Origin of the sequence: Antrihabitans cavernicola, from assembly GCF_008297975.1 — a bacterium.
Lineage (GTDB): Bacteria > Actinomycetota > Actinomycetes > Mycobacteriales > Mycobacteriaceae > Antrihabitans > Antrihabitans cavernicola.
Genome location: NZ_VLNY01000005.1, coordinates 106605 through 128746 on the forward strand (window position 1 = coordinate 106605; position 22142 = coordinate 128746).

Annotated in this window: 20 protein-coding genes and 1 pseudogene; 10 read left to right on the plus strand and 11 right to left on the minus strand. The window is 63.8% G+C overall.

All coding sequences use genetic code 11. From position 1 onward, the window contains the following. The first annotated feature begins 4 nt into the window (after positions 1–4). Both FOY51_RS12360 and FOY51_RS12365 read left to right on the plus strand, forming a co-directional pair. A complete protein-coding gene (locus FOY51_RS12360; protein ID WP_149430548.1) occupies positions 5–1231 on the plus strand; it encodes a CaiB/BaiF CoA transferase family protein in 1227 nt (408 codons plus the stop codon). Then, the gene (locus FOY51_RS12365; protein ID WP_149430549.1) at positions 1228–2214 is read left to right on the plus strand and encodes a hydroxymethylglutaryl-CoA lyase-like TIM-barrel protein; all 987 of its coding nucleotides are present in this window, start codon (positions 1228–1230) and stop codon (positions 2212–2214) included. The genes FOY51_RS12360 and FOY51_RS12365 overlap by 4 nt, the downstream gene beginning before the upstream one ends. Here FOY51_RS12365 and FOY51_RS12370 read toward each other — a convergent pair. Next, the gene (locus tag FOY51_RS12370; RefSeq protein ID WP_235916287.1) at positions 2150–3562 is read right to left on the minus strand and encodes an amidase; all 1413 of its coding nucleotides are present in this window, start codon (positions 3560–3562) and stop codon (positions 2150–2152) included. The two genes, FOY51_RS12365 and FOY51_RS12370, sit on opposite strands and share 65 nt — an antisense overlap. Before the next feature lie 371 nt (positions 3563–3933). Here FOY51_RS12370 and FOY51_RS27575 point away from each other — a divergent pair. Continuing rightward, a pseudogene (locus FOY51_RS27575) lies at positions 3934–4455 on the plus strand (maleate cis-trans isomerase family protein); the annotation flags it as partial. A 75-nt stretch (positions 4456–4530) separates the two neighbouring features. Here FOY51_RS27575 and FOY51_RS12380 read toward each other — a convergent pair. After that, a complete protein-coding gene (locus FOY51_RS12380) occupies positions 4531–5022 on the minus strand; it encodes a DUF3830 family protein (RefSeq protein WP_149430551.1) in 492 nt (163 codons plus the stop codon). A gap of 64 nt (positions 5023–5086) precedes the next feature. Between FOY51_RS12380 and FOY51_RS12385 the strand changes: the two genes are divergently transcribed. Next, entirely contained in the window at positions 5087–5812 is a 726-nt protein-coding gene (locus FOY51_RS12385; protein ID WP_149430552.1) for a maleate cis-trans isomerase family protein, read from the plus strand. A 70-nt stretch (positions 5813–5882) separates the two neighbouring features. On the opposite strand, the gene FOY51_RS12390 is transcribed toward FOY51_RS12385, so the two are convergent. The 5 genes from FOY51_RS12390 to FOY51_RS12410 are packed head-to-tail and all read right to left on the minus strand — an operon-like array spanning position 5883 to position 13146. Beyond that, on the minus strand, positions 5883–6830 hold the full coding sequence (locus FOY51_RS12390; RefSeq protein WP_353961366.1) for a D-2-hydroxyacid dehydrogenase: 948 nt from the start codon (positions 6828–6830) through the stop codon (positions 5883–5885). 4 nt (positions 6831–6834) lie between these two features. Beyond that, the gene (locus FOY51_RS12395; RefSeq protein WP_187776289.1) at positions 6835–7542 is read right to left on the minus strand and encodes a GntR family transcriptional regulator; all 708 of its coding nucleotides are present in this window, start codon (positions 7540–7542) and stop codon (positions 6835–6837) included. A 27-nt stretch (positions 7543–7569) separates the two neighbouring features. Beyond that, positions 7570–9012, minus strand: coding sequence for an NAD-dependent succinate-semialdehyde dehydrogenase (locus tag FOY51_RS12400; protein ID WP_149430553.1), 1443 nt, complete (start codon positions 9010–9012; stop codon positions 7570–7572). Then, complete coding sequence (locus FOY51_RS12405) at positions 9009–11897, minus strand: FAD-binding and (Fe-S)-binding domain-containing protein (RefSeq protein ID WP_235916288.1); 2889 nt, start codon at positions 11895–11897, stop codon at positions 9009–9011. The genes FOY51_RS12400 and FOY51_RS12405 overlap by 4 nt, the downstream gene beginning before the upstream one ends. Next, entirely contained in the window at positions 11890–13146 is a 1257-nt protein-coding gene (locus FOY51_RS12410) for an aspartate aminotransferase family protein (protein ID WP_149430554.1), read from the minus strand. The genes FOY51_RS12405 and FOY51_RS12410 overlap by 8 nt, the downstream gene beginning before the upstream one ends. A gap of 153 nt (positions 13147–13299) precedes the next feature. On the opposite strand from FOY51_RS12410, the gene FOY51_RS12415 reads away from it, so the two are divergent. From FOY51_RS12415 to FOY51_RS12425, 3 genes are read left to right on the plus strand one after another with little or no spacing between them, the layout of a single operon-like run. Then, positions 13300–14082: an amino acid ABC transporter substrate-binding protein gene (locus FOY51_RS12415; protein WP_149430555.1), complete on the plus strand. Its 783-nt coding sequence runs from the start codon at positions 13300–13302 to the stop codon at positions 14080–14082. Positions 14083–14085: 3 nt separating this feature from the next. Then, positions 14086–14754 (plus strand): amino acid ABC transporter permease, encoded by a 669-nt coding sequence (locus FOY51_RS12420; protein WP_149430556.1) that lies wholly within the window; start codon positions 14086–14088, stop codon positions 14752–14754. Continuing rightward, a complete protein-coding gene (locus FOY51_RS12425; RefSeq protein ID WP_149430557.1) occupies positions 14751–15506 on the plus strand; it encodes an amino acid ABC transporter ATP-binding protein in 756 nt (251 codons plus the stop codon). The genes FOY51_RS12420 and FOY51_RS12425 overlap by 4 nt, the downstream gene beginning before the upstream one ends. Here FOY51_RS12425 and FOY51_RS12430 read toward each other — a convergent pair whose 3' ends face one another. The 4 genes from FOY51_RS12430 to FOY51_RS12450 all read right to left on the minus strand — a co-directional run bounded on the left by FOY51_RS12430 (position 15507) and on the right by FOY51_RS12450 (position 20338). Then, on the minus strand, positions 15507–15749 hold the full coding sequence (locus FOY51_RS12430; protein ID WP_149430558.1) for a hypothetical protein: 243 nt from the start codon (positions 15747–15749) through the stop codon (positions 15507–15509). A gap of 159 nt (positions 15750–15908) precedes the next feature. After that, a complete protein-coding gene (locus tag FOY51_RS12440; protein WP_187776290.1) occupies positions 15909–17351 on the minus strand; it encodes a DUF4832 domain-containing protein in 1443 nt (480 codons plus the stop codon). 674 nt (positions 17352–18025) lie between these two features. Continuing rightward, positions 18026–19153 (minus strand): acyl-CoA dehydrogenase family protein, encoded by a 1128-nt coding sequence (locus FOY51_RS12445; RefSeq protein ID WP_149430559.1) that lies wholly within the window; start codon positions 19151–19153, stop codon positions 18026–18028. A 9-nt stretch (positions 19154–19162) separates the two neighbouring features. Beyond that, positions 19163–20338, minus strand: coding sequence for an acyl-CoA dehydrogenase family protein (locus tag FOY51_RS12450; RefSeq protein WP_149430560.1), 1176 nt, complete (start codon positions 20336–20338; stop codon positions 19163–19165). A 140-nt stretch (positions 20339–20478) separates the two neighbouring features. Here FOY51_RS12450 and FOY51_RS12455 point away from each other — a divergent pair, with 140 nt between their 5' ends. The 3 genes from FOY51_RS12455 to FOY51_RS12465 all read left to right on the plus strand — a co-directional run bounded on the left by FOY51_RS12455 (position 20479) and on the right by FOY51_RS12465 (position 22140). After that, positions 20479–21039, plus strand: a complete 561-nt coding sequence (locus FOY51_RS12455) for a histidine phosphatase family protein (RefSeq protein WP_149430561.1) — start codon at positions 20479–20481, stop codon at positions 21037–21039. 7 nt (positions 21040–21046) lie between these two features. After that, positions 21047–21532: a RidA family protein gene (locus FOY51_RS12460; protein WP_149430562.1), complete on the plus strand. Its 486-nt coding sequence runs from the start codon at positions 21047–21049 to the stop codon at positions 21530–21532. A gap of 83 nt (positions 21533–21615) precedes the next feature. Further along, positions 21616–22140: a hypothetical protein gene (locus tag FOY51_RS12465; RefSeq protein WP_149430563.1), complete on the plus strand. Its 525-nt coding sequence runs from the start codon at positions 21616–21618 to the stop codon at positions 22138–22140. Positions 22141–22142 lie beyond the last annotated feature (2 nt).

The window sequence follows — 22142 nt, forward strand, 5'->3', positions numbered from 1 at the left end:
GCACATGACTCAGGACGACATTCGACCGTTGGCGGGCGTCCGCGTACTGGAGTTGGGCAACTACATCGCCGCTCCGACGGCCGGGCGAATGCTCGGCGATTTCGGCGCCGAGGTGATCAAGGTCGAGCGCCCGCAGACCGGCGACGAGATTCGTACTTGGCGCCTGTACTCCGGCGACACTTCGATGCTCTACCGCACGATCAACCGGAACAAGAAGTCGATCGTGCTCGATCTCAAGACCGATGCAGGCCGCGAGATCGTGCTCGAGCTGGTCAAACAGTGCGACGTGCTGCTCGAGAACTTCCGCCCCGGCACCCTCGAGCGTTGGGGACTCGGCCCCGACGTGCTCGACGCCGCCCATCCCGGTCTGATCATCACCAGGATCTCCGCGTTCGGGCAGACGGGCCCGATGGCGCAGCGACCCGGCTTCGCCGCTGTCGCGGAAGCCATCGGCGGCCTTCGCGAGCTCGTGGGTGATCCCGATCGGCCGCCGGTCCGCGTCGGCGTCTCGATCGGCGACTCCATCGCAGGCATTCATGCCGCCTTCGGGACGGTGATGGCGCTGTTCCAACGGGAGCGATCCGAGAGCGCGGTTCCGTTGCCGCACCGCATCATCGACGTCGCGCTCAACGAATCGATCCTGTCGGTGATGGAATCGTTGGTGCCCGACTATCTGGCCTACGGGATCAACCGCGAGCGAGTCGGCGGGCGGATGGAAGGCATCGCACCCAGCAACGCCTATCCGTGCAACGACGGCGCCAGCATCATCATCTCCGGCAACGGCGACGCGATCTTCCAGCGCTACATGGGGATCATCGGAAGACCCGATCTGGGCGCCGATCCGGAGTTGCAGACGAACGCGGGTAGGTGGCGACGTCGCGACGAGGTCGACGAGGCAATCTCCGCGTGGTCTCGCCTGCACTCTTCGGCCGACGCGCTCGCGATTCTCGACGCGGCGGAGGTGCCGTGCGGACCGATCTACACGGCAGCAGACATCTGCGCCGACGAACAGTACGCCGCTCGCAACATGATTCAGTCGTTTGCGGTGGACACCGGTGAGGCCGAACCGAAGGACGTCGGCTTCACAGGCATCGTGCCGGTGATCGGCGAGCGGTCGCTGCCGATCCGAAACGTCGGTCCGGACCTCGGCGCCGATACCCGGGAAGTCCTCGCCTCGGTACTCGGCAAGAGCGACGCCGAAATCGACGCCATCACCGCGACGACGCCATGACCTTCGAGTACCAACCTGCCGCGATACTGCGTGACGTGACGCTGCGGGACGGATTGCAGCTGACCGGGAAAGTCCTTCCGACACAACGCAAGATCGACGTCGCCCGTGAGCTGTTGGCGCTCGGTGTTCCAGCACTCGAGATCGGCTCGATGGCTCGCCCCGATCTGGTGCCGCCCATGGCCAACACCCTCGACGTCATCGGCGAGCTCACGCCCGACGAGTTGGAACGCTGTTGGGTGTGGGTGGCAACGCCGCGCCATGTCGAGAAGGCCGCAGCGGCGGGTGCCAGGAACTTCCAATACTGTTTCAGCGCTTCGGATTCGCACAACAAGGCGAACATCGGTCGCAGCACCGAGGACAGCATCGCAGCCATGCCCGACGCCGTGCAGCTGACCCGAGACGTCGGCGGCGCGATCCAGCTCTGCATCGCGACGTCGTTCACCTGCCCGTTCGAGGGTGTGGTGCCCGAGCAGCGAATCATCGATATCGCGAACGATCCGCGGACGGACGGCACCGACGACATCGTCATCGCCGATACCCTCGGACAAGCGGTTCCGGCGCAGGTGTCGAGGCTTATCGAGGCCGTGCGTACTCGAACTAGCCAGCGACGCATCGTCTTTCATGGACACGACACCTGGGGACTCGGCGTTGCCAATTCCTTGGCAGCGATCTCGGCGGGTGCCTCGGTGGTCGACGGCGCGCTGGGCGGGCTCGGCGGCTGTCCCTTCGCGCCGGGTGCCAGCGGCAACACGTCGAGCGAAGACCTGCTGTTCGCAACGCGGCCCGCGTGGTTCACACCCACCGTCCTTGCGTCGATGGTGGAGCTCACCGACGGCCTTCTCGCCGACCTCGGCGAGCCCAACCGGTCGAAGGCCGCGCAAGGCGCGCGATCCGAGGCGAAAGCCTTCGAGTGGGTCGTCACGGAAAAGTCGGCCTGCTGCGCCACCACTGCGTCGCATCCTGATACCGCTTGGCCGCGTTGAGGACTCGCACATCGGCGTGCCGCGGGCCCACGATCTGCAGACCGACAGGAAGACCGGCCGAGGTGAACCCGCACGGCACCGAGATCGCCGGCTGCTGGGTGAGATTGAACGGGTACGTGAACGGCGTCCAACTCGGCCAGAATTGTTGGGCAGCGTCAGCAGCCCGGTCCTGCGGAACCTGCACTGTCGCATCGAAAGCGGCGATCGGCATGGTCGGCGTGACGAGCAAGTCGTAGGTTTCGTGGAATGCCCCCATCTGCACGCCGAGGCTCATCCGCCGGGCGGTCGCTTCCAGGTAGTCCTGCGCCGAGTAGGTCAGGCCTTGCTCGGTCGCCTTCACGAGGTCGGGATCCATCTCCGCGGTGAAGTGCTCCGTCGCCTTTGCCGCACCGGAGAACCAGAGGCACTCGAATGCCCATACCGGGTCATCGAAACCCGGATCGGTCTGCTCCACCTGCGCACCAAGCGATTTCAGGATGTCGACGGCATTCCTCACAAGTTCGGCAACCTCCGGGTCCACGCTCGCGAAACCCAGATCTGGACTGTAGGCAATACGCAGACCGGTCAACGGGGTGTCGAGCTCGTCGCTGAAACGGACGTTCGGCGTTGCGAGCGCAGACCAGTCGCGGGAGTCCGGCCCAGTGATGACGTCGAGCGTCAGGGCAGTGTCTTCGACGGTCCGGGTCAACGGACCGACGTGGGCGAGCGTGCCGAAAGGACTCGGCGGATAGTTCGGCACCGTGCCATACGTGGGTTTGAAACCCACGACGCCGCAAAAGCTTCCGGGGATGCGGACGGATCCCCCGCCGTCGGTGCCGATGCCGATCGGACCCATCCCGGAAACAACTGCGGCGGACGCACCCCCACTGGAGCCGCCCGCATGCTTGCTCGTGTCCCATGGATTGCGCGTGATGCCGGTGCGCGGACTGTCGGTGACGCCCTTCCACCCGATTTCCGGCGTCGTAGTCTGTCCGACGAACACAGCTCCACCCTCCCGCAGGCGGGCGACAACGGGCGAGTCGATGCTCCACTCCTGGTTCGGATCGATGGATTTGGAGCCGCGCAGGTTCGGCCAGCCGCGCGTCAGCAACAGACCCTTGATGGACGTGGGCACGCCGTCGAGCGCGCTCAGCGGCGCGCCCGCCCGCCACCTGCTCTCCGACGCCTTTGCGGCAGCGAGCGCCTCGGTGGGATCGGTAAGACAGAACGCGTTGATCGGGCCGTCAGCGGAGTCGATTCGGTCCAGAACCGATTGCGTGGCGTCGACCGGCGAGAGCTCGCGCCGACGGTAGGCAGCAACCAGTTCTGTCGCGGTCCAATCTGCGGGTTCGCCTTGCTGAGCAGTCACCGATATCCCCTTCCTGAGCTGCGGTTCGGCAGCGTTTCCACAAATCGTAGATTGTCGACAATCGTCTGTCATCCGGCGGCGAAATTCATCGGCGCGAGCACTGGCGAAACGGCGTCACTGGACTCACAATGACTCTTTACACCAGCGCAACAGCGCAAGACCGAAAATTTGCCGATACCTGGCCACAATCAACGGAGATTGTCGACTACGCGAACGAGGTGACGATGAACAACCGACCCGAAGAGACATACCTGGGCGTCATCGTTCCCTACGACTTCGCGCTCGATCGCGAGATCTGGCGGTGGACACCGAAGCGGCTGAACCTGTTGATCACCCGAACCCCGCAACTGGGTCTGCCGTCGACGGTCGAAATGGCGGAGAACATCAGCAGCGACGAGACCGTGCGCAACGCGACGCGGCAACTGCTGACCACCGAGCCCGCCGCCGTCGTCTACCTGTGTACATCGGGAAGCTTCATCAAGGGCCCCCACGGCGAACGACAGATGCGTTCGGTCATGCAAGAGGCGGGCACACCGATCGCCGTCACAACCGCAGGTGCGCTGATCGAGGCGTGCACAGCCCTCGGTATCCGCAAGATCGCGTTGGCAACGCCGTACATCGCGAGCATCACCGACAAGCTTCGCTCATACCTCGAGGAGTCGGAGGTCGCCGTCACGTCGAGCATCGGCCTCGGCCGCGAGGACCGCATCTGGCAGGTCAGCGAAGAGCGCATCCGAGAGTTGGTCCTCGACGCCGATCACCCCGATGCCGACGCCATCTTCGTCAGCTGCACCAACTTGCGCACCTACGCGTTGATTCGGGAGCTCGAAGCCGACCTCGGCAAGCCGATATTGACGGCCAACCAGGTATCGATCTGGGCCGCGATGCGTGCTGCAGGCATCAAGCAACCCGACATCAAGCAGCGACTGTTCATCGACACGTGGCAGGGCAAGCGGCGAAACGGTCCGTCAAAGACCACCGTCGCGGCGCTCGAATCGCAGCGATTCACCCTCCACGCCTCGCAACCAGAGGTCTTGCGATGCGGCGGCGATGTCGTCGAGACCCCGAACGATCGTGGCGAACACGTTTCCCCGGACGAAACCGAAGTCGGGGTTGAGCAGTAGGTTGTTGCGCTCGTAGAACAGGGCGAGGTCAATTTTCCCGCCCGATGCTCCGTAGCCGTGCGACTTCGCGGTGAGCTGCCAGGGCGCGAAGGTGAAGTACATGATGTCGCCGGGGATCGGCGTGATGGTTGGGTTCTCCGGCCCCGGTTCTTGCGCCGCGAATGCGTCGATCAGCGTGTAGATCTCGTTGCGCGCATATTTGGCGTGGTAGGCATTCTCCCCCAGCGGCAACGCATTCCAGACCGCATCACACGTTCGCGGGGCCAGATCGTCGAGCAGTTCGGCCACGCACGTGACGCCGCGCTTGGTCAACGAAATGTCGATGTACCGGGTCATTCATGCCTCCCGTTGGGCAAAATGTATATTGTTGACAATCATACGTGCTCGTCGCGGAGGTGACATGTCGAAGCAACTACCGACGGTCGGAATTCTGTATCCCGGGTATTCGGCAGAGGACGATTTCCCCCGCTTCGAGTCCCTGCTGGACAACGAGATCGCGCTGCCCGTTCAGCACACGCTGATGAACGAAGACGCGCATCGACTCGACGCGCTGCTCGACTGGGGTCGACCCGAAACCCTGTCCGCGGGAGCCGCAGCGCTGCAGACAGTTTCGCCCGATGCGGTGATGTGGGCGTGTACCAGCGGCAGCTTCGCGTACGGCTGGGACGGTGCGCACGATCAGGCCGCGCAGCTTGCCGAATCCGCAGGCGTGCCGGCGTCGAGCACGTCTTTGGCGTTCGTGGATGCATTGCGGTCGTTACGAATTCGCAAGGTCGCCATTGCCGCCACCTACCCTGCCGATGTCGCGGCGTTGTTCGAGCAATTCTTGGCCGCGGCGGACATCGAGGTGATCCGCGTCAGCAGCCACGAGATCTTCACCGCCGCCGAGGTGGGCACCCTGTCACGTGAGCGCTTACTCGACATCGCACAATCCGGCGACGACGCGTTCGCCGACGCAATCCTGTTGCCCGACACAGCCTTCCACACCGCCGGTCATCTGGAGGCGCTGGAAACCCAGGTGGGCAAGCCGGTACTGACAGCCAACCAGGTGACCGTCTGGCAGGCATTGCGGTTGGCACGAACATCGACTCGACGGGACGGTTTAGGAAGCTTGTTCCGCGCCTAGGCGGCTCCGCCGCAGGTGAGCGGTTCCTTGGTGTCTGGACCAACTAAACGCTCACCTGCGCGAAGCGCAGTCAGCCGGGGACGTAGCCCCGCTTCTTGTCCACGACGTTGATCAGCGGTTTGCCATCGAAGTAACGAAATGCGTTGTCGATGAACAGGTCTGCAAGACGATCGCGCCACCCGACGGCATCGCCGCTCATGTGCGGCGTGATCAGGACCTGCTCCATCGACCAGAGCGGATGGTCCGGCGGAAGCGGTTCGGTCTCGAACACGTCGAGCGCGGCGCCCGCGATCACACCGGCGCGCAACGCGTCGACCACGTGATCGGTTACGACCAGCTCGCCGCGTCCGACGTTGATCAGCCTCGCAGTCGCAGGCATCGCCGCCAGCACAGCTTTGTCCACCAAGCCACGTGTCTGGTCGGTCAGCGGTGCCAGCAGAACCAGGTAGTCCACATCACGCACCAGACTCGCCAGCTCCGTGCTGGCATGCACCCTGCCGAAGTCGGAGTCGTCGGTACGCGCAGTACGGCCGACGCCCTCGACCTGCATGCCCACGGCGGTCAGCAGTCGGGCGGTTTCCCGGCCTATCGAACCCGTGCCGACCACCAACGCGCGCGCGCCGCCGATCTGCTCGGTCTGACGGTGCTCCCATGTCCCCGCCGCTTGCAGCGCAATCGACTTCGCCGATCCCTTGGCAAAGGCGAGGATGGAGCCCAGCACGAACTCCGCGATCGGCCTGTCGAAGACTCCGCGCGAATTGGTCACCAGCACATCGGAATCGACAAGGCTGTCGAACAATAGTGTGTCAACGCCCGCCGAGGCGGCGTGCACCCACCGCAGCTTCTTCGCGCGCGGCCACACCGTCTGCAACGCGCCGGAGAAGAAGTCCCAGATCAGCACCGCATCGGCGCCGTCGACGGCGTCACCGAGCGTGTCGGCCGTCGCGTAGCGCACCTCGGCCATGTCTTCCACCGGGCCGAGCCGCGGCCGATGGTCGGCGTGCAGAACTGCGATCACCGAATCACCCACCGGGAAGTTCACCGTCCCGCAGTCGATCTCGTTCCGCGGTCAGCATCGTCAGGTCTTCGACCGCCGTCGCCATGTGCTTACGAATGGTGGCAGACAGTTCTTCCCACGGTCCCGCGTCGAGCAGGTCGACTATGCGCTGGTGCTCCTCGGTCAATGCCTGTGGTCGATGGTACGCATTTTCGAGGTGGACCATGCAGATCCGAGATTCCGCTGCAAGCGTCGCGTAGATGCGTACCAGCCGCGAGTTGCCCGTCGATTCCACAAGTGACGCATGAAATTTCAGGTCCTCCAGCGCCAGCTGCTGCCAATCGTTGGCCTCGACGATCTCAGGCATGGTCGCAACGATCGCCGACAGCCTGGCCACCGCCGCTGCCTTCGAATCGTGATCGCCCTCGAACACAATCCTGGCCGCCGCAAGCTCGACTGCTTCTCTGGCGGCATAGATCTCTGCGATATCCGCCGGCGTCAGTTCGACGACGAACACACCTCTGTTGCGGTGACTGATCAACAAACCCTCTTGCGAGAGCCGCTGCAACGCTTCACGAACGGGGCCGCGGGAAATGCCAAGTTGCTCGGCGAGGTGCGCTTCGCTGAGCTGCTCGCCCGGCGCATACGAGCCGTCGAGGACCCGCTCGCGCAGCTGATCGGCAATCAGCACCGATGTTTGCGGCGCATTCAGTGGGGCAAGCCTTCTACTCATCACGTCCTCGCTTCAGGCACGAAAAGTTCACGCTCTGGGAATCGCCAGGTATTTGTACTCCAGGAACTCGTCGATGCCCACACGGCCACCTTCACGACCCAGCCCCGACTGCTTGACACCACCGAACGGCGCCGCCGGATTGGACACCAAACCGGTGTTCAGCCCGACCATCCCGACCTCCATCCGATCGCTGAGCCGCAGCGCGCGATCGATGTCCTGGGTGAACAGATAGCCGACCAGCCCCCACTCCGTGTCGTTGGCCGCGTCGATCACGTCGTCCTCGTCGTCGAACACCACGATCGGTGCGACGGGGCCGAAGATCTCGGTGTTCATCAGCTCGGACTCCGCCGAGACATCGGCAAGGACGGTCGGCGGATAGAAGTGGCCCGCTCCCCCGGCAGGCTTACCGCCCGCGACGACGCGCGCACCTTTGTCGACGGCATCGGCCACCAAAGTCTGCACCTTCTCCAGACCGGCCTTGTCGATGAGCGGTCCGATGTCGACGCCGGAATCCGCGCCGTTGCCGACAGTGAGCGCAGTCATCCGCGCAGCCAACTTCTCAGCGAATTCGTTTGCGACAGAGCTGTGTACGAAGAAGCGATTTGCTGCGGTGCACGCCTCTCCCATATTTCGCAGCTTGGCGACCATGGCACCGTCGACCGCGCGATCGAGGTCGGCGTCGGCGCAGACGACGAACGGGGCGTTGCCGCCCAACTCCATCGAGGTCCGCATGACAGTGGTCGCGGCCTGCCCGAGCAGGAGTTTGCCGACCTCGGTGGAGCCGGTGAAGCTGACTTTGCGCGCCAACCCCCCTTCCAGCCACGGCTTGACGACCAAGCCTGCATCGCTGGTGGTCACCACGTTCAGCACACCTGGTGGCAGGCCCGCATCCTCGAGAATCTGTGCAAGGGCCAGGGCCGTGAGTGGTGTCTGCTCGGCCGGTTTGAACACCATGGTGCAACCGGCCGCGATCGCAGGACCGATCTTGCGGGTGCCCATCGCAAGCGGAAAGTTCCACGGGGTCACCAGGACACACGGCCCGACGGGGACGCGCGTCACGACGATCCGGTTCTTGCCGTCGCCCGTCGCGGTGTGATCACCGCCGATCCGCACAGCCTCTTCGGAGAACCAGCGAAAGAACTCCGCCGCGTAGGCGACTTCGCCGCGAGCCTCGGCCAACGGTTTGCCCATCTCGGCGGTCATGAGAGCGGCGAGGTCGTCGGTGCGATCGACGATCAGGTCGTAGGCGCGGCGCAGGATCTCGCTTCGAGCCCGGGGTGCTGTTCGGCCCCAATCCTCTTGTGCCGCTGCGGCGGCCCGGATCGCGCGGTCGGCATCTGCTGCACCGCCGTCGGCAACGGCAGCGAGTACCTCTTCGGTCGCCGGGTTCTCGACGTCGAAGGTGCGGCCGGATTCCGCCGGCGTCCACTTACCGTCGATGTAGAGATCGGTGGGCGTGTTCAGGCTCATGCGCGCTCCTCGCGTCGGGGATCGAGTAGTTGGGCGAGATGTAAGGAATCACGTTCAGGTTGCAGCTGATTCACCTGCATCGCGCAACTGAATCCGTCGGTCAACACTGCCGCCGCAGGGGCGGTGGCTCGCAGCGCGGGGGCGAGGGCCTGCTCGGCGACCTTCATGCTCAGGTCGTAGTGCTCAGCTTCGAAGCCGAAGTTGCCTGCGACACCGCAGCATCCGGTCGCCTCGCGAACCTGGCCGATCCCAACCGCGGCAAGCGCCTTTCGTTGCACCGAGGCTCCGAAAACCGAGTACTCGTGGCAATGGGTTTGCACCGTCACCTGATCCGGCAGCGGCGTGGTCGGTTGCCACCCGGCCTCGCTCTGTTCGACCACTGCTGTCGCAAAGCTGCGTACCCGATCGGCGACGCGGCGGGCAGCGGGCGTGTGGATCAGTTCCGGCAAGTCCTTGCGCAGCGCAGCAGCACAACTCGGTTCGACGACGACGATCGGTCGATCTGTGCCGTCGTCGAGCGCAGCGGCGGTTTTGGCGAGAACCTTCTTCGCCTTCGACAACTGGCCCGTCGATATCCACGTCAACCCACAGCACACGTCGGTGCGACATTCGGTGGTGTGGCCTGCATCTTCCAGTACACGTTTCGCCGACCCTGCGACGTCGGCCCGGAAGCCACGAGTGAAGGTATCGAGAACGAGAACGGTGTCCGCATGCTCGACCGGCTCACCCAGTTCGCGGCGAAGCTGCTTGTGGGAAGCGAACTTCGGGAGCTGACGCTGATCCGTCAGCCCCGCCAACCTGCCTGCCTTCGGGTTGGCGAATTTGTTCACGACGGGAGCAAGCCTCGACGTCGCCTCGAGCCAGGTAGGTAGCCAACCGAGGCTGTAATGCGAGAGCGGACGGCGTCGGCCCCGGTAGTAGTGGTCGTAGAACTCCGACTTGTAGGTGGCTATGTCGACACCGGTCGGGCAGTCGGTGGAGCACGCCTTGCAGGAGAGACATAGGTCGAGGGATTCACGAACCTCGTCGGATCGCCAGCCGTCCGCCACCGTCGGTGCGGTTCGCACCATGTCCTGCAACGTCCGCGCACGACCACGGGTGGAATCCTTCTCGTCGCCGGTGGCACGGAAGCTGGGACACATCACACCGCCGGACGACGCGCGACACCGGCCGACGCCGATGCAGCCTTGCACCGCATGAACGAACGGGTCGACGTCATGTGTGGAGGTCAGCTCGAAACTGGTGTTCCACGTGCGCGGTTGGATGTCGGCGAGCGCGAGGTCGGCGAGCATCGGAGCCGGATCGACGATACTGCCGGGATTCAGGATCGCGTGGGGATCCCACAGCTGCTTGAATTTGGCGAAAGCGCTCATCACCGCGGGCGAGTACATCGTGGGCAGAACGCTGGAGCGCGCCCGTCCGTCGCCGTGCTCGCCCGACACCGAACCGCCGAACCGGACACACATCTCGGCGGCACGGCGCACGAACGTCGCCATCACCTGCCTGCCCTCGTCGGTGCGTTGATCGAAAGTGATGCGAACGTGCATGCACCCGGCACCGAAATGCCCGTACATCACGCCGGTGAGGCCGAATTCGTCCAGCAGGGAGCGGAATTCGACGAGGTAGTCGGCGAGTTTCTCCGGCGCGACGGCGGAGTCTTCCCAGCCGGGCCAGGATTCCAAGGGGCGAGCGGAGCGACGGGGGTCGTCACAGTCGCCACCCTCGACCAAGCGCGCCGACAGTCCCGCCCCGTCCTCGCGGACGCGCCACAGCGCCGCACGCTCGGCCGGGTCGCCGACTACCCGTCCCTCGACCAATCGTCCCAGACCGCGAAGCTGTTGCAGCAGTTCGCTACTGCGGCGAGCCACGTCGCCGGCATCGGCACCGTCCAAGTCCACGTAGAGCCACGCGCCACCGTCGGGCAAGCCGGTCACCGAATCGGCACCTCGCCGGTGCCGCATCGTATCGACGATCGCCGAGTCGATTCCCTCGACGGCCGCAGGCGAGAATTCCAGGATGGTCATCACGTCGCGGGCGGCCTCGACGACGTCGCGGTAGCCAAGGCACAGCAGTTGCGCGGCAGGCGGGACCGGAACCAGAGTCACGACGGCACCGACGATCACGGCACAGGTGCCTTCGCTACCGACCAGAGCGCGGGCAACGTCGAAGCCGTTCTCCGGCAGCAGATTGCCGAGATGAAATCCGGATACCTGCCGCGGAATTCGTCCCAACTCCAAGCGAAACTCGGACAGATATTCGTCGGTGAGCGCGCGCAAACCCGCTTCCAACTCGGCCGCTCGTGCATTCGCCGCTGCATCGGCTGGGTCGGTGGCACGAAGTCCGGTGCGAGTCGCAGTGACGCGCACACCGTCGGCGGTCACCACGTCGAGGGCGACGACGTGATCGGATGTGCGACCGTAGCGCACCGAGTGATTTCCGCACGCGTCGTTGCCGATTACGCCGCCCACAGTCGCACGCGACTTGCTGGACGGATCGGGGGCGAAGGTCAGGGCATTGCCGGTCACCCGGGCCAGATATGCCTGCAAATCACTGAGCACCACACCCGGTTCCACCGTCGCGGTACGCGCGACCTCGTCGACCGCCAGTACGCGGCTCATGTGCCGCGAGAAGTCGATCACCACTCCCGGACCGATTGCGTTGCCCGCCATCGACGTTCCGCCGCCGCGCGAGGTGATCGCAATGCCGCGCAGTGCGCACTCACGCACCACGGTCGCCGTCTCGTCGGCCGAATGCGGAAACGCGACGGCCAGCGGCGGCACCCGGTAGTTCGATGCGTCGTATGCATATTCGGCCAGCCGCCGCGCGTCGGTATCGAGAACCACTCCGGCCGAGGCCAATTCGGCTATCAGGCGTGTGTCATCCACCCAACCCCACCTTCAGAGCTGCGGCGAAGCGCTGCACTCCCTGCTCCACCTCGTCCGCCGTGACGACAAGTGCGGGGACGATACGGACCACGTTGCCGAAGCCACCACAAGTCAACAGGAGCAGGTCCTGATCGATCGCTGCCTGCTGCACAGCCAGCGCAGCCGCAGCATCCGGTTCGCCTGCCGCGGTGGTGAACTCGACCGCTTGCATCAAGCCCAATCCGCGAACATCACCCATCTGCGGGAACTCCGGTTGCAGGGCCTTCAGTGCTGCGCCGAGTTGCTCGCCGCGGACTCGTGCGTTGTCGACGAGGCCTTCGTCGCGAACAACGTCCAAGGTTGCCACCGCCGCCGCCGCAGCCACCGCGTTGCCACCATAGGTGCCGCCTTGCGAACCGGCCCACCCCTTCGACATCAGTTCGGTGGACGCCGCGATCGCCGAAATGGGGAACCCGCTCGCCAAACCCTTTGCGGTGATGATGATATCCGGGGTTGCCGCCGAATACTGATGGCCCCAGAACTTGCCGGTCCGCCCCACGCCCGCCTGCACCTCGTCGATGATGAAGAGGATGCCGTGCCGATCGGCGCGCTCTCGAATTCCGTCCAGAAAGCGCGGCGGCGTCGGCAGATATCCGCCGTCGCCGAGCACCGGTTCGATGATGAATGCTGCGGTGTCCGCGACACTCGAGACCGTCTGCAGTACGTAGTCCAACTCGCGCAGGGCAAAGTCGACCGCTGTGTCCTCGTCCCAGCCGTAGCGGAACGCATAGGGGAACGGCGCGAAATGCACGCCTCCCATCAACGGCGAAAAACCCGACCGAAACTTGGTGCCCGCACTCGTCAGCGACGCCGCCGCAACGGTACGACCATGAAAACCGCCGTGGAAGGCAATGATGTTCGGCTTTCCTGTTGCCATCCGAGCGAGCCGAATCGACGCCTCCACCGCTTCGGAACCCGAGTTGGCGTAGAAGACGCTGTCCAGCCCTGCAGGTAGGACTTCGCCGAGCTTCTCGGTGAGCTCGAGCAGCGGCCGGTGCATCAGCGTCGTGTACTGCGCATGAATGATCGAACCCACCTGGGCGCGGGCGGCCTCGACAACGCGCGGGTGGCAATGACCCGTGCTGGTGACGCCGATGCCGGTGGTGAAGTCGAGGTAGGCGCGGCCATCGGTGCCGTGGACCCAGCTGCCTTCGGCATGGTCGACGATCACGGGCGTGGCCTGCTTGAGGAGCGGGCTCAATGAGGTCATGACGCCAATCGTCCAGCGACTACGCACGATTGTCAACAATTTACAAGACCGAGTGAACGGTTCCGCGCAGCATGATTCGGATCCGACATTTCGGCGCCGCCGCGTCGTACGATGATCCGTCAGCTCTTGTCGTCCGCTCGAAGGAGAAATTTCATGCGCCGCACGCTTCTGGCCGCATCAGTCGTCGCACTCGCCGCGCTCTCCATGACGGGCTGCAGCAGCGATTCGGGCAAGCCGGTGATCGATCAGGTCAAGGCTGCAGGCGTCCTCAAGGTCGGCACCGAAGGCACCTACAGCCCCTTCACTTTTCAGGGCCCGGACGGCAAGCTGACCGGCTACGACGTCGACGTCGTCGAAGCGGTCGGCAAGAAGCTCGGCGTGAACGTGCAGTTCGTGACGACGCCGTTCGATTCGATCTTCGCCGGACTCACGGCCAAGCGCTACGACCTCGTCGCCAACCAGGTCACCATCAACGACGATCGCAAGGCCAAGTACGACCTGTCCGATCCGTACACGGTCTCCGAAGGCGTGATCGTCACGCGCGCCGACGACAACTCCATCAAGTCCCTCGCCGACCTGAAGGGCAAGACGACCGCACAGTCGTCGACGAGCAACTGGGCCAAGGTCGCAACCGATGCGGGCGCCAAGGTGGAGTCCGTCGAGGGCTTCGTCCAGGCCATCCAGTTGCTGAAGGACGGCCGCGTCGACGCCACGGTCAACGACAACCTGGCCGTTGCGGAATATCAGAAGCAGAGCAACGACGGCGGCGTGAAGATTGCCGGCAACACCGGCGACAAGAGCCAGCAGGCATTCGCGGCGCGCAAGGACAGCGGCCTGATCGCGGACGTGAACAAGGCACTCACCGATCTGAGCGCCGACGGCACCCTGAAGACCATCTCCGAGAAGTACTTCGGCACCGACGTCAGCGGGAAGTAGCGCATGGACGCAGCTACCCGGGACCTGATCTGGCACAACCTCTGGCCGATGCTGCAGGCCACGGTTCAGAAGACGATCCCGCTGACGATCATCAGCTTCATCCTCGGGCTGATCATCGCGTTGTTCGTTGCGCTGGCTCGCATTTCGAAGATCAAGCCGCTGTCACTGCTTGCCCGTTTCTACATCTCGATCATTCGTGGCACCCCGCTGCTGGTGCAGTTGTTCATCGTCTTCTACGCGTTGCCACAGTTCAACGTGGTGATCGATCCGTTCCCTGCAGCGGTTATCGCATTCAGCCTCAACGTGGGTGGCTATGCCGCAGAAGTGATTCGGGCTGCCATCCTCAGCATCCCGAAGGGCCAGTGGGAGGCCGCGCAGACCATCGGCATGAAGTACCCGACCGCGTTGCGTCGGGTGATCCTGCCGCAGGCGGCGCGCACTGCGGTGCCGCCGCTGTCCAACACGCTGATCTCACTGGTGAAGGACACGTCGCTGGCATCGACGATTCTGGTGACCGAGTTGCTGCGCGTCGCTCAGCTGGCAGCGGCACCGACATTCGACTTCTTCGCCCTGTACGGCGTTGCGGCCGTGTACTACTGGGTGATCTGCCTCGTGCTCTCGTTCGCGCAGAACAGGCTCGAAACTCGACTGGACAGGTACGTGGCGAAATGACCGAACCCTTGGTGAGCGTCGACGGCATTCGTAAATCGTTCGGCGACAACGACGTGTTGAAGGACATCTCGTTCACCGTCGGCGCAGGCACCGTGACCGTGGTGATCGGCCCGTCGGGTTCCGGCAAGACGACAGTGCTGCGCACGCTCAATGCGCTGGACACGGCCGACGCGGGGGTCATCACGATCGGCGATGTGTCGGTCGATTTCGGCAACAAGGTGAGCAAGCAGGAGTTGGCGCGGTTCCGGGCGCAAAGCGGCATGGTGTTCCAGGGCCACAATCTGTTTCCGCACAAGACGGTGCTGCAGAACGTGATCGAGGGCCCGGTGATCGTGCAGAAGCGACCCAAGGCGGAAGCGATCGCCGATGCCGAGAAGCTGTTGGAGCAGGTAGGCCTCGCCGAGAAGGCCGACCAGTACCCGTATCAGCTCTCCGGCGGTCAGCAGCAGCGCGTCGGAATTGCCAGGGCGCTGGCACTGAAGCCCAAGCTGATGCTCTTCGACGAGCCGACCTCGGCGTTGGATCCCGAGCTTGTCGGCGAAGTGCTGCGGGTGATCAAAGACCTTGCGAGCCAGGGTTGGACGATGGTGGTGGTCACGCACGAGATCCGTTTCGCCCAACAGGTGGCGGATCAGGTGCTCTTCATCGAAGACGGCGTGGTGCTGGAATCGGGGCCGCCCAGCCAGGTGCTGGCACAGCCGACACAGGCACGCACCCGTCAGTTCCTACAGCGAATCCTCGATCCGCTGTAGCTAAGCCGCCTGTGAGTGAAGTTCGGTGCTAGGACGCTGAATTTCACGCACGAGCGGTGCAGCCGTCGGCCGTGAATCGGCCCGCTGCTTGAGCAGCATCAGACCGGACACCGATGCGACGATCAACCAGAACACCGCAGCGACTACCTGCAAGTTGCCGATGCCAACTCCCGCGCCGATAAGACCGGCCAGGAATACGCACCACGCAATCGATTTGGAACTCGTGGACGCCTTGGACTTCATTGCCGAACTCCTTCACCACAGACAGCGCGACCGCCTAGTGAGGCTTTCCCATTGGTAACTTCTGTCACATAGGTTACGACCGGCTCGAACGTACGGAAGGCCGACACGGCGGGCGTGTCGGCCTCCGATACCGATCCGAGACCTGCGGCGAAGCAGGCGTCAGCGACAGAACCTCAGGATCACGGGGCACCAGTCGCCCAAGGGCGACTTCGGTGTCGTCGGCGTGACTGTGGTGGTTGGCACGACCGTAGTCGTCACGGGAACCGTCGTGGTCGGAATGACTGTGGTGGTCGGCGGAGGCGTAGTCGTGGTTGTCGGCGCGACCGTCGTGGTGGTCGGTTGCGGCGTCGTGGTGGTCGGTGGCGGCGTCGTGGTTGCCGCGACCGTGGTGGTAGCGACCGGCTGGATCGTGAACCCGCCGATCGGGTACGCGCCACTGCTGTCGCGCCCGCCCTGCGCGAGCGCCATCGGCGCGAAGTCGACAGTGTTGGTTCCCCCAGACTTGTGTTCGTTCCATGCGACGCGCGCGACGATCGAGTACGTGCCCGGTTGCAATCCCGTCGTCGGAATGGAGGTCGAGTCGACCGTCGCTTTCGACGCCGGATCCGCGTTGACCGAACTGTAGTTCTGATCGGCGTACAGAGTCTTCAAGCCCATGGCAGACGGGACATTTCGAATCGCAGCACCGCTGGAGTTGCGAACTTCGTAACTGACCTGCCATCGCTCGTATGTCGGCGCCGATCCGAAGTTGGTCCAGCCGATCGTAATTGGCACCTGCGCGCCAGGAGACACGGAATTGGGGACGCTCGCACTGGTGATCGCGTACCGGTAACCACTGAACTTGTTCGCGTTCGCCCACAGCGAGAACTGCGTCGCATCCATCTTGGTAGTCGCGAACTGATCGGGAAAGCCAGTGCTGGACGTCACCGATACGTGACCGTTCACCACGTCACTGAGGCCCTTTTGGTAATACTGCAACTTGGTGCCGGACGGGATGAAATTGCACCATTCGGTGACGATAGGCGCAGCTTTCCACTGATTGTTCATCACCTGGACCAGCGGATCCGATGTCTGGACATAGTGCGAATACTGATTCTCGGCCCATGTCGGAACTGGAGAATATGCGCCGAGGCAGTCGGACCTGTTTCCGACCGGATGCGCAAGGGTAGGCACCAGCGGACTGTCTCGCATCGTTTGGCGAACGATTTCAGGATTGCCGGGCGCAATCAATATCTGGGTGTCGGCAAACGCGCTCAGGTTCGCACTCACAAGGCGAGTGATCGACGCTTTTGTTATGTATTGGTCCTGATACTGGCTGTAGTAACCGAGCTGCGCGACACTGTCCTGCTCCGCGGGTCCCGGTAACCCCAATTGATCGCGCATGAACGCGACGTGGTTTTCGCTGAAGTCGCCGTACCCCGAGAACTCCACCCAAGCCAAGCGCTCGTCCTTGTTGTACCTCGCACCGAGCGCCGCGAGGAGCTGTTCGGTGTAACGAAGGTAGTTGTCGTTGTTCCAGTCGGGGATGACGTGCGTGACACCGGCGTTCAGATAGTCCTTGGTCGCACCCGCTACCGTTCGAAGCCATTGCGGCACAGACATGTTGACATTGTTGGGATAGGAAGAATCACAGCAGGAATTGAACGCGGTCACACGAAATGCGAATCGCTTTCCCTGCGCCGCGGCGTCTGCAAGGCCTTGATCGATCACCGAGAAATCGAACCGTTGATCGTCCGGCGTATCGGCTGGCAAGGTGCGAGGGTCCTTCGGCTGCAGGGTCTTCCACTCGATGCGGGTCGAGCGATCGAACGTACTGGGCCAGGCCGGATACGCCTTTTGCGCCGAGTTCACCTGAGGAAACAGAGGACTGAGCAAATTCTCGTGTTGCCCGCGAAACGGATTCGAAATTTCCGTCGCTGCATACGCGCTGACTCCGGAAACATTCGTCGACGCTGCAGATATCGGCTCCAGACACAATGCAAACACTGCAATAACCCCGCAGATGCTGACAATTGCCAGACGAACTCGCGCGAAAGCCATGCGGCCAACTCTTTCCTGAGGGCCGCCATGGGATACCAGTGTTACTGGAGTGATTGAAGTGGCGACATCGGTGAGTCTGGCATCGCCTCGAAAGATTGCACCGTGCAGTTATCGATTTGTTGTAGCACAACGAATTTCACCGAACTGACCCCCTGGACACGTTCTCTCGAACAGTCGTCGAGCCCGCAATCGTCGAAAATTGCCGGATGCGCGCCTAGGGGATCAGTTCGATATTCTTAGAGCTCTACCTTCGTGTAATTCGCGACATTGCCTGCGAGCACGCGAAGGTGATCGTCGGCCGATCCGAAGGTGTTGTCGATCGCGGTCAGCCTGCTGGTGTAATGGCCCACCGGATACTCGGCCGTCATGCCGATGCCACCGTGCAGCTGGATCGCCTCCTGGCCGATGTGGCGAGCAGACCTGCCGATCTGCAACTTGGCACGCGAGGCGATGATGGGGTCGACCACACCGTCCGCCAACGACATCGTCAAGTAGACGTTCATGCTGCGCGCAGCTTCGAGCGACACGTACATGTCCGCGGCACGCTGAGTCAGCGTCTGGAACTTCGACAGCGGAACACCGAACTGCTTGCGCTGCTTCAAGTACTCGGTGGTCAGTCGCAGCGACTCTTCCATCGCCCCCACTGCCTCGGCACAGAGCGCCGCTTGCGCGCGAATGGTCGCCGTCTGGACCAGCGCCGACGCGTCGCCGCCGTCGCCGAGTGGCTCGGCGGCAGCGCCGTCCAGATCGACCTGCGCACCGCGTAGACCGTCGTGCGTCGAGTATCCGGTCCGCTTGACGCCGGAGTCGCTCGCGTCGACAAGGAACAATCCGACTCCCCCGTCCGGCAACGCAGCACTCACGACGAACGAATCGGCACAGTCGCCGTGCAGCACCGGATTCTTGCGGCCGGACACCGTCCACGAATCACCTTGTTGCGTCGCGGTGGTCGCAACCTCTGCGGACGGCCAACGCGTCCCCGGCTCACCGTGCGCGAACGCCAGCAGCGTCTGCCCCTCGGCAAGTTCCGGCAGGATGCGCTTGCGCTGATCCGCACTGCCCGCGTCGGCAACCAAGCCGCCGGGCAACAGCACCGCATCCAGAATCGGTTCGGGGGCAAGTCGGCGTCCGACCTCGATCAGGACGGCCATCGTCTCCTCGGGGCCTGCACCCATGCCGCCGTCCTCTTCGGAGAAGCTCAGGCCGAGTAGACCCAGCTCCGCAAGCTTGCCCCAGAGGTCCTTGCTCCAGCCGAGCTCGGACTGCGTGATCTGGTTGCGCTTCTCGGCGTCGTAGCTACGGCCGAGCAGCTCGCGCGTGGTGTCGCGCAACATCGTCTGCTCATCGGTGAATGCGAAATCCATGGCCCGGCCTCACAATCCGAGGATCGACGAAGCGATGATGGTGCGCTGCACCTCGTTCGATCCCCCGTAGATGGATGTCTTGCGGTAGTTGAGGTAGATGGGCGCGCTGAGCTGAGCCCACTCCGGCGATTCGATCCGGTCGACGGCGTCGACGGGCAACGCGTCCGGTCCGGCGATGTTGACCAAGAGCTCCGTCGCCGCCTGCTGCAACTGGCTGCCACGCAGCTTCAGCACAGACGACGCCGGATTGGGCTTGCCCTCGGCGGATCCCGAGACCACCCGCAGCTGGGTCAGCTCCACGGAGAGCAGCTCGTTCTCCAACTCGGCCAACTTGGCCGCAAACAGCGGATCCTCGAGCAGCGTTCCGTTGCCCACCTTGGTCCGCCCCGCATGCTCTTTCGCCAAGGCCAGTTTCACCTTGGTCCGGCCGACTCCGGTGATGCCGGTGCGCTCGTTACCGAGCAGGAATTTGGCGTAGGTCCAGCCTTGGTTCTCTTCGCCGACCAACTGATCCGCCGGCACCCGCACGTCTTCGAAGAAGACTTCGTTGACTTCGTAGCCACCATCGATCAACTTGATTGGGCGAATCGTCAGGCCCGGCGTCTTGACGTCGATCAACAGGAACGAAATCCCAGCCTGCTTCTTGGGCGCATTCGGATCGGTGCGCACCAGGCAGAAGATCCAGTCGGCGTACTGCCCGAGCGTCGTCCAGGTCTTCTGCCCGTTGACCACGTACTCGTCGCCGTCGCGCACGGCGGTGGTCCGGAGGGAAGCAAGGTCGGATCCGGCTTCGGGCTCCGAAAAGCCTTGGCACCACCAGATGTCGAGGTTGGCGGTCTTCGGGAGGAATCGTTGCTTGATCTCCTGCGAACCGAAGGTGGCGATCACGGGGCCGACCATGCCCGTGTTGAACGTCAGGGGCTCCGGCACCGAGGCCAACTGCATCTCGTCGAGCCAGATGTGGCGCTGCGTCGGGGTCCAGTCCTTACCACCCCATTCGACGGGCCAGTTCGGGACCGCCAGACCGTTGGCGTTGAGGATTTGTTGAGTCGTGACCACGTCTTCTCGACTCACCTCGAGGCCGCGCTTGACGCGGTCTCGGATCTCGGCCGGAATCTCGTTCGCATAGAACGTACGCATTTCGTCCCGGAAGGCCAGCTCTTCTTCCGTGAGTGCCAATTTCATGGTCTCACCTACTCCTCGCTCAGCCCAGATTCTGGGTCCACAAATCGACTGAACCGACCGTACCCTGCGCTCCTACTCTCCAGTAGACGATCCGCTGCGCTACCGTCGATCCTCACCATGGAACACACGATCGAAGAGCAGTGACCCACTTCGCGTTGGTCCGCCACGGCGAGACCGACTGGAATCTGCATGGGCGTCTGCAGGGCTCGTCCGACATCCCGCTGAACGACACCGGGCGCGGCCAGGCGCGCGAAGCCGCACACGAACTCGCGGGGCGAACCTGGGACCTCCTCGTCAGCTCACCGTTGTCGCGAGCCGCCGAAACCGCGGACATCATCGGCGAGCACATCGGTGTCGAACGCACGGCGACGTACCCGGCTCTCGCCGAACGCCATTACGGTGCCGCCGAAGGTCTCACCGACTACGAGGCGTACTACGAATGGCCGCACGGCATGTATCCAGGTCTCGAGGCGCGGGCCGACGTTGCCGAACGCGGCCTGGCCACACTTCTGAAACTGCATCGCGAGCATTCGGACTCGGACGTCATCGTGGTCTCGCACGGCGGCGTCATCAGGGCGATACTCGACGTGGTCCTACGTACGCGCAGATCGCCGCGCATTCTCAACGCGGGCGTCAGCACGGTCTCCATTGATGCAGACGAATGGTGGCGCGTGCACTCCATCAACGGGATCGACGTGTAGGAGCGATATGCACATCGAGAACAAGCTCGACGAGCTCGGTTTCGTACTGCCCGAGGCCCCCGAACCGCCGCCGGGATTTCAGTTCGCATTCGAATGGGTTCGCATCAGGGGCAGCCGCCTCTATGCGTCCGGGCATTCGGCACAGCTGCCCGACGGATCGTTCGCAGGCCCGTTCGGCAAGGTGCCGTCGCAGGTGTCCGCGGACGCTGCGTGCGACGCAGCCCGACTCACCGCGCTGTCCATGCTCGGCAGCATCAAGCGCGCGATCGGCGATCTGGACCGCATCGGCGCCTGGCTGATGGTGAACGGAATGGTCAACGCCGACAACGGGTTCCCGCAGAGCACCGTCGTGATCAACGGATTCTCCGACTTCGTGACTCAACTGTTCGGCCCCGAAGTGGGAGGTCACGCGCGCACCGCGGTCGGATACGCGGGGCTACCGATGAACAACGCCGTCGTCGTCTCCGCAGAGCTCGAGATCCTGCCGGACTAGCGATCTCCGACTCGCTTCGCGCTGATGTCGGCGGTCGCCTGGTACGTTGCCCCAGCGACACGAGATCGACCGACGGGACACGGATGAACTGCAGGACCTATGCGTTGCGCGCGCTCGCAGCGGGCATGCTGGGATCGGCAGTCGTCATCGCAACGTCAGGGCAGGCGATCGCAGAGACCGACGCGGGCGTGTCAGCGCTCAGTAACGCAATTCCGAAGATCGACATCGCAGGCACGTACGCACCGTTCGTCTACACATCGCCGACGCTGGGATGCGGATCGAACGGACCGTTCACCTTCACCGCCGCATCCGATGCTGGCGGGACGGCCGGCAACGTCGGCCACGGACAGATCCGCTTGCAAGGAACACCTGCCTATTCCGGCGCGCCCATGGCATCGGGACTCGTCATTGCGTGGCTCAACGTGACCACGGGCGCCAACGGCGTTGTGCCGGTGGACGATACGGACAGCAACGGAACGCCCACACTCGGTCGGGTGGTGGATTCGGGATCGGGAACAGTGGTGGCATCGATGGCAGGGTCGGTGACCTACAACGACGCCATCTGCCACGTCGCGCCCACCGTCGGCGTGTTCACCGTCGCCCGTTGAGG